The sequence below is a fragment of the Sphingosinicella sp. CPCC 101087 genome, assembly GCF_004151485.1.
Taxonomy (GTDB): Bacteria; Pseudomonadota; Alphaproteobacteria; order Sphingomonadales; family Sphingomonadaceae; genus Allosphingosinicella.
In genome coordinates this window covers 1-6,653 of record NZ_SBFF01000024.1, presented here as the reverse complement: position 1 = coordinate 6,653, position 6,653 = coordinate 1, and the positions used below count along the sequence as shown (strand labels likewise).

Here is a 6,653-nt window from a genome sequence, read left to right as displayed (position 1 = left end):
AATGTGCCGGCGTTGATGTTGGTCGGCCCGGTGTAGGTGCTGTTGCCGGTGAGATACCAATTGCCGGCATCGTTCTTCGCGACGGTCGTCGCGCCGCCGGTTCCGTCGGTGATGCTGACGCCCATGACGTTGACGTCGGTGTTGGTGCCGCCCAGGGCGAAGATGCGCGTGCCGTTGCCCTGGAAGGCCATCGTGCCGGTATTGGTGAAGGCGATCGCGCCGGTCCCCGAGGATTCTATGAACGTGACGCCAGTCTGGAGCGTGAACAGGCGGTTGGTTGAATCCCCGGCGCCGGTGTAGCGCAAGGTCGAATCCGAACCGATCACGAGATTGGCCGCATCCAAGGTCGAACGACCGATGCTGCTGGCAAGGCCGCCGTCCGCGAGCTGGTCGACGCTCAGAACGCCGCCGAGGACGGACGTGACGCCGGTGTACGTGCTGTCGGCGTTGCTGAGCCGCCAGGTACCGGCTTCGGCCTTGGTCAGCGAAGTGACGCCGCCGCCTTCCGCGTCGGTAAGCTGCGCCGCGAAGACATTGTCTCCCGTATTCGTGCCGCCCAGCGTCAGGGTCCGCGCGCCAGGGCCGGCCAGCGTCACCGCGGCGGTGCTGGTGAAGGCAAGGGCGCCGGTGCCGGAGGCATTGATCCTTGCGCTGCCGCCGAGCGTGAACTGCCGGTCGGTGCTATCGCCGGTTCCGGTATATTGCAGCGCTCCGCCATTGAGGACGAGGTTGGACGCGTCATTGCTCGACGCCCCTATCGAGCTGTTGGTCAAGCCATCGGTAAGGCAGCGGACGAAGAGTACGCCGCTGTTGATCGTGGTCGAGCCGGTATAGCTGCTGCCGCAACCTGCTAGACCCTGATTTTCACTGCCTGTCTTGACCAGCGACCCGCTTCCGCTGATCGTGCCGCTATAGGTCCTGTTCTCGGTGTTCAGGAGGGTCAGAGTCGCGCCACCGAGAGCAATGTCGCCGCCCAGCGCCCCGCCGCCGTCCAGTGCGCTGAACGTCGCGTCAAACCCGTTCAGGTCGAACAATGCGCCCGCGGCATTGCTCATCAACAGGCGCCGGCCGTTGGTGAACGACGTGGCCGAACCGGATCGCAGGACGCCCGCTTCGACCCGTGTCTCGCCCGTGGACCCGTTGGCGCCGGAAAGGACCAACGTGCCTGCGCCCCGCTTGATCAGCGCACCAGGTCCGGTGAAATCGCCAGTGAACTCCAGCACCGTACCGGCGTCGGCCACCTGTATGTAGCCGAAGCCCGCGGCCAGGGTGAAACCGCGGTCGGTAACCTGGTCGGTGGCGACGGCCGTATAGTTCAGGATGCCGCTGTTCTGGATCACGAGATTGCTGGCGTCGCTGCCGGACGCGCCGATCCCGCTATTCTCGCCGCCGTCCAGAATGCAGTTTGTGGTCAGGACCGATCCGCCGAGGGCTCCCGTAATGGTGGTGACGCCGGTGTAGCTGTTGCCACAGCCCGTCATCACCTGCGTGCCGTTGGTGTGGGTCACGTTGCCCGCGCCGCTGATCATGCCGGAGAATCCGGCGCTGGTGCTGTTGGCGCCGCCGATCGTCAGCGTGGTCGTCGCCAGCGAGCCGAGCGTCACGTTGCCGCTGCCGTTCAGCGCGCCGACGCCGTTGCTCCTGTCCGCGAGGTCCAGCGCGGCGCCGCTCGCAACCGTCCAGCTGCCGGTCCCGAACGACTCCGCCGAGCCGGCGCGCAGCGTCCCGGCGTCGACGACGCCGCCGGCGGCAAATCCGCTGTTGATGCCCGCCAGGATCAGCGTGCCGGCACCGTTCTTGGTCAGCGTCTGCCCGGCCAGCGCTCCGACGACCGTACCGCTGATCGTCAGCTCGGTCCCCGACGTCGCGACGTCAATGGCGCCGCCACCGGTGCCGAGGGTGAATCCGCGATCGATTTCGATCGTCCCGCCGGTATATTCAAGCTCGCCGCCGCCCTGGAGCACGAGATTGGACGAATCCGATGAAGCGGCGCCGATCCCGCTGGCAAGGCTTCCGTTGGCCAGCGTCCCGACCGACAGGGTGCCATCGCGGATGGTCGTGACGCCCACATAATCGTTGCCGCCGTTCGACAGCGTCAGCGTGCCGCCGCCGGTCTTGGTCAGGCCGGCATTATCCGGGCTGGTCACGAGACCGCCGAAGGTGAGATTGGTTGTCGAGAGCTCGACGTTTACGGTGCCGACGGTGGTGGCGCCGCTGGTGGCGAGCGTGAAGCCGCGGTTGGTGCTTGCGGTTCCGCCCGTATAGAGAAGCGTGCCGCCCTCGATCACGAGGTTGGACGAAGCTGTCGAGGCGGCGCCGATCGCACTCGCCGTCCCGGCATCGGCAACCGAGTCGATCGAGAGCGTGGCGCCGCCGGCCACGGTGGTGGCGCCGGTATAGCTATTGTCGCCGGTCAGCGCGACCGTTCCGGTGCCTATCCCGGCGGCGGAGAATCCGGTCGCTCCGCCGTTGTCGACGATAGTCGAGGCGATGGTAAAGGTTCCGGCGCTGTTCTGCAGCACGCCGAGCACGCCCCCCCCGGAGCCGCCCGTAACGAACCCGCCTTGGATCGTCTGGCTCGTGCTCCCGACGTCCGGCGCGACGATGATGGCGCCGTCCACCCCCAGCGTGTTCGTGGCACCGATCGCAACGTCGGAATCGGCTGCCGCCGTATATTTGAGCCCGCCCAGCTGGACATCGCCGCTGACCGTGCCGGAAAAAGGCGTGTCGGCCGTCCCGCCCTCGTCGCTGACGATGTCGTTCGTGACCCAGTCGGCGGCATTGTCCTTGTTGTCATAATCGGAGAAGGCGGTGAGAATTCCGCCCTGGACCTGGGCGTAATCCTGCCCGTTGATCGTGGCCCAGCCGCCCAGCTCACCGTCTCCATTGTCGGCCTGCATGGTTACCCCGGCGCCGATGGCGAAATCCACGAGGCCGCCGCTGCGGCTGATCAGCCCGAGATCGACGACCATCGTGCCAATGCCGCTGGTCGTCGCGTTGATTCGATTGCTTCCCGCCGTGACGTTCAGCGCGGTGAACGACTGGCTGTTGGCCGTGTCGACGCCGCCGGCGAGATTGAGGATCCCACCCCCCATGACGAGAGACGAATTCGCCGCGAGAATGTTGCTGCCCGGGGCACCGGCTCCGCCGAAGTCGAGCGTCACCGCGCCGCCCCCAATGGTCGTGGCGCCCGTATAGCTGCTTTGGCCGTGGAGCGTCAGGGAACCGGCGCCGGTCTTGGTGAGCCCGCCGGTACCAGTAAGAGCGCCACCGAAACTATTGGTTCCGGAAGCGACGTTCAGGGTTAGAGTGCCGTTGCCAAGCGCCACCGTGCCGCCAGAGCCGTTCAGGCTGGGGATCGCAAAGCTGTTGCCGTTCAGGTCGAGCGTACCGCCATTGACGGTCACCCCGGTGATGGTGCCGAAGGCCGAGATATTGCCCTCGCCCGCCCGCAGCGTTCCCCCATCGACCGTAATCGTGCCCGTGCGGGTGTTGACGCCGGACAGCACCCATGTCCCCGAGCCCGAGCTGATCAGGCCGCCGCTTCCGGAAAGCACGCCCATGAGGCTGTTAGTGCCCGCATAGGTGCCGCCGAGCGTCAGCGCGTCGGTTCCACCGGCGACGAACGATAGATCGCCCGAAAGATCGAGCGCGCCGCTGCCGTCGTTACGGATGGCCGTCGTGCCGTCGCTGGTCCAGGTCCGGTCGACGCTCGCGCCTGCGCCCGTATAGCTGAGGATGCCGCCATTGGTCAGGGCAATGCTCGAGCCGGCGCCGAGCGAGCTGTTGATGCCCGCGCCGGCGAGGGTCGGGGCGACGATCGTGGCGCCGGCGATCACGACCGAACCGGCAAAGCTGTTGCTGCTTCCCAGCCTGACCGTTCGTCCGGCGCCACCGCCGAAGGTCACATTCGCTCCGGCACCGCCGCTGATGACTCCTAGCAGCTCCAGGTCCGCAAGATTTGCGCTGAAGCTGGCTCTTCCCGAATTCTTGACCTCGATGTCGCCGGTGATCGTCAGCGTGCCGGTGCCATCGTTGCGCAGGATGGCGTCGTAGTTTGCGAGGGCGATCGACCAGTTGCGGTTGGAGCTGTCGCCATCTCCCCGGTAGCTGACGACATCGAAGAACTGGCCCGCGTTGAAGGCGATAGTTCCATTCTCGACCGTCGTCGGCGCGCCCAGGGAGCTGGCTTCGTTGAGGTTCCCGATCGAAGTGAACGCGGCCGTAAACTGGCCGGAGCCGGTCAAGGCGAAGGTCGTGGTGCCGGTGTAGTTGCTGGTCGAATTGGTCAACGTCACGCCATTGATGGCAACGACGTTGCCGCTGCCGGTGAACCGCGCAGAACCGCCCCCTGCCCCCCTCACGGTTAGATCGGTGCCGCCGGCAACCGACACGCTGCGGTTCGTCGTGCCACCGTCGACCCAGAAGGTGGCGTTGGCAGTGGTGGTGATGGAGTTGCTGGCGGCGCCGAACGCTGCGTCGCTCGCGGCGCGCAGCGTCCCGCCGTTCACGGTGATGTTGCCCGTGAACGAGCTCGCGGCATTGAGGAACAACGTGCCGGCGTCGACTCTCACACCTCCCGAGAACGTATTCGCGCCGCCCAGCGTCAATCCGCCGGCACCCGCTTTTGTCAGGCCCTGAGTGCCAGTGATCACGGAGTTGATCGTCGAAGTGCCGCTGTTCACCGTGATCGTCGGCGTCGTGCCGGCGAGCGTCAGGGTGTTGCCGGTTAGGGTGTAATTCGCGGTGTTGAACGTGATGTTATGGACGGTGATCGGCACGCTCAGGTTCACGGTGCCCGCGGTCCCGGCGAAGATGGCATTGTCCAGCCGGGCGTTCTGCCAGGGCCGGTCGTAGAGGCCGCCGGTGCCGTTTCCATCGGTGCTCCACCGCAGCGACGTCGTGTCCCACGTGCCTGCACCGCCCGCGCCGGGAGTCGTGCTGTTGGCGTCCCAATAGCGGTTCGCGTTCTGCGCAGCCGCGACCGACGGCAGCGCGAGCAACACGAGCGCGGATAACGAGGTGGTGCACAGTAGCCTGCCCGAACCTATTCCGCCGCTGCCCCTGCGCCCGATTTGCTTGCCCCTCACCATCACACGCACCTTTTCACGACGCAGCACAGTTTCGCCCGGCGGCAGCCGGCGCGGATGCACTTGGATTGTCTGGAATATGAACTTGTCGGGAGCGGCCTTAAGAACGGGCTGAAGGTCGACCCCGCACAACCCGCAAGTTACCCGCTCATACACGCCCCCACTGGCAACCCCGCTAGCTCCCCAGCGGAGAGCTCGGTGGCTTTGCGTCCTGCCGTCGCCGGCAGTTTGCCTTTTTCAGCGCGTCACCGTGACAGAGTCAGCGCCATGTGAGCACCAGAATGGAAAGAAGTTAACGAAGTGTTAATTTTATCGTTGACCGCAAAGACTCGATTGTAAAACTTTGTAAACTGGCCTCGGCGCGAGTAGAATTGCGCTTCAATTCGCCGGCAGCCCAGGCGCGATTCTCGCGGTCGACGAAGCTGTACGGTCAGTTCCTGTCTCGGCGCACGAGAGGCCGGTTCGTCTTCGGTCGGGACTGGCCCGCCGCGGCTCTTGGGCCCCTTTCGGGCGCACATCGGCTGCAGGATCATTGCGCTTTCGAGGCGCCGGCGATGTTCTACATGAGGTTTCCGAAGCAGCCGAAACGGGGCGCCATGCCCAAGCATCGGAGGGTGTCATGATGACTGCCGCGCCCGCGCCGGCGGTTCGATTGCCCACCCGCTTTTCGAAGGAGGAATGTCGATGGTTACACGGGAACGCCAAATCTGCGACTTTGGCGACCCTCAAGCTGCACCGCTCACCACGCATCGAGTTTTAGATCGGAACGGCACGGCGCAAGAAGATGTCATGCTCCGGTCAGCCGTTAGTCGGGAATGCCCCTGCGCGCCGCTGAATGCACCCCAACTGTTATGAAACGGGCGGCACGTCCAGCGACGGAAACGCGCGCTGCACATGAGCCGTCGAAGTCGCGCCCAGAAAACTAATGAAACATCCTTACATCATCGTTGAGGATCATAAGCGATGACGGCGGGGATGGCAGGGGCATCCAATGCGTTGGCCAAGGCAACAGATCGCCAGATTTCGGGTCCATGAAGTCACCGACATCGGAATTATCGGCGGGATCCTTGACCAGGACCGCTATTCTGCAACCGCCCTTGGTGAATATCAGTACTTCTTCAGAAGGTTGGGAATCGTTGATTGAGGTCCACTGCATTTTTCCCTCCATTCTGCATGACGCATCGTCTGCAAGCGCTGGGGACGAGAGCCGACCTGACTTCGGCGGACAAGAACTCTGCTGCCCAGACGGCCCGATGTAGCGCCCGGCCCCGCCGCGCCGTCCAACTCACGACAGGGAGCGAGCCCGGTCGCGTGGGTCGCCGAAGGCCGCGGCGGCAAGGCACTCGAGCCGGCACGGCCGAGTGCCGTCTCATCATTGCCGCGGCGGCGCATCCCGTCAGGGACGATCCCCTCCCGGCCTGCCGAGCCTGTATCCAGCATAGCCGGACTGCTGCAGCGGCGGGAAAGGCGCGTTCGCATGTTTCAGTGGAGCTCTGTCACGGGGCTGTTTGCGTCTGGTGGGGCGGTGCGGGTGGAGACCGGCTGCGGCGACGGCCCGTCGTC

Annotated in this window: 2 protein-coding genes and 1 riboswitch; both genes read right to left on the bottom strand. The window is 65.3% G+C overall.

Annotation, left to right across the window (positions count from 1 at the left end; all coding sequences use genetic code 11):
• A partial coding sequence (locus EKM57_RS21530) for an autotransporter-associated beta strand repeat-containing protein (protein ID WP_206185540.1) occupies nt 1-5,006 on the bottom strand: 5,006 nt, incomplete at its 3' end.
• 246 nt (nt 5,007-5,252) lie between these two features.
• A riboswitch (cyclic di-GMP riboswitch) is annotated at nt 5,253-5,333 on the bottom strand.
• A 679-nt stretch (nt 5,334-6,012) separates the two neighbouring features.
• On the bottom strand, nt 6,013-6,246 hold the full coding sequence (locus tag EKM57_RS22845) for a DUF551 domain-containing protein (RefSeq protein WP_165357615.1): 234 nt from the start codon (nt 6,244-6,246) through the stop codon (nt 6,013-6,015).
• Nucleotides 6,247-6,653 lie beyond the last annotated feature (407 nt).

What these genes read in the sequence shown, in the direction of transcription:
- EKM57_RS22845 (WP_165357615.1), bottom strand. Translation starts at nt 6,246, where the DNA reads ATGCAGTGGACCTCAATCAACGATTCCCAACCTTCTGAAGAAGTACTG.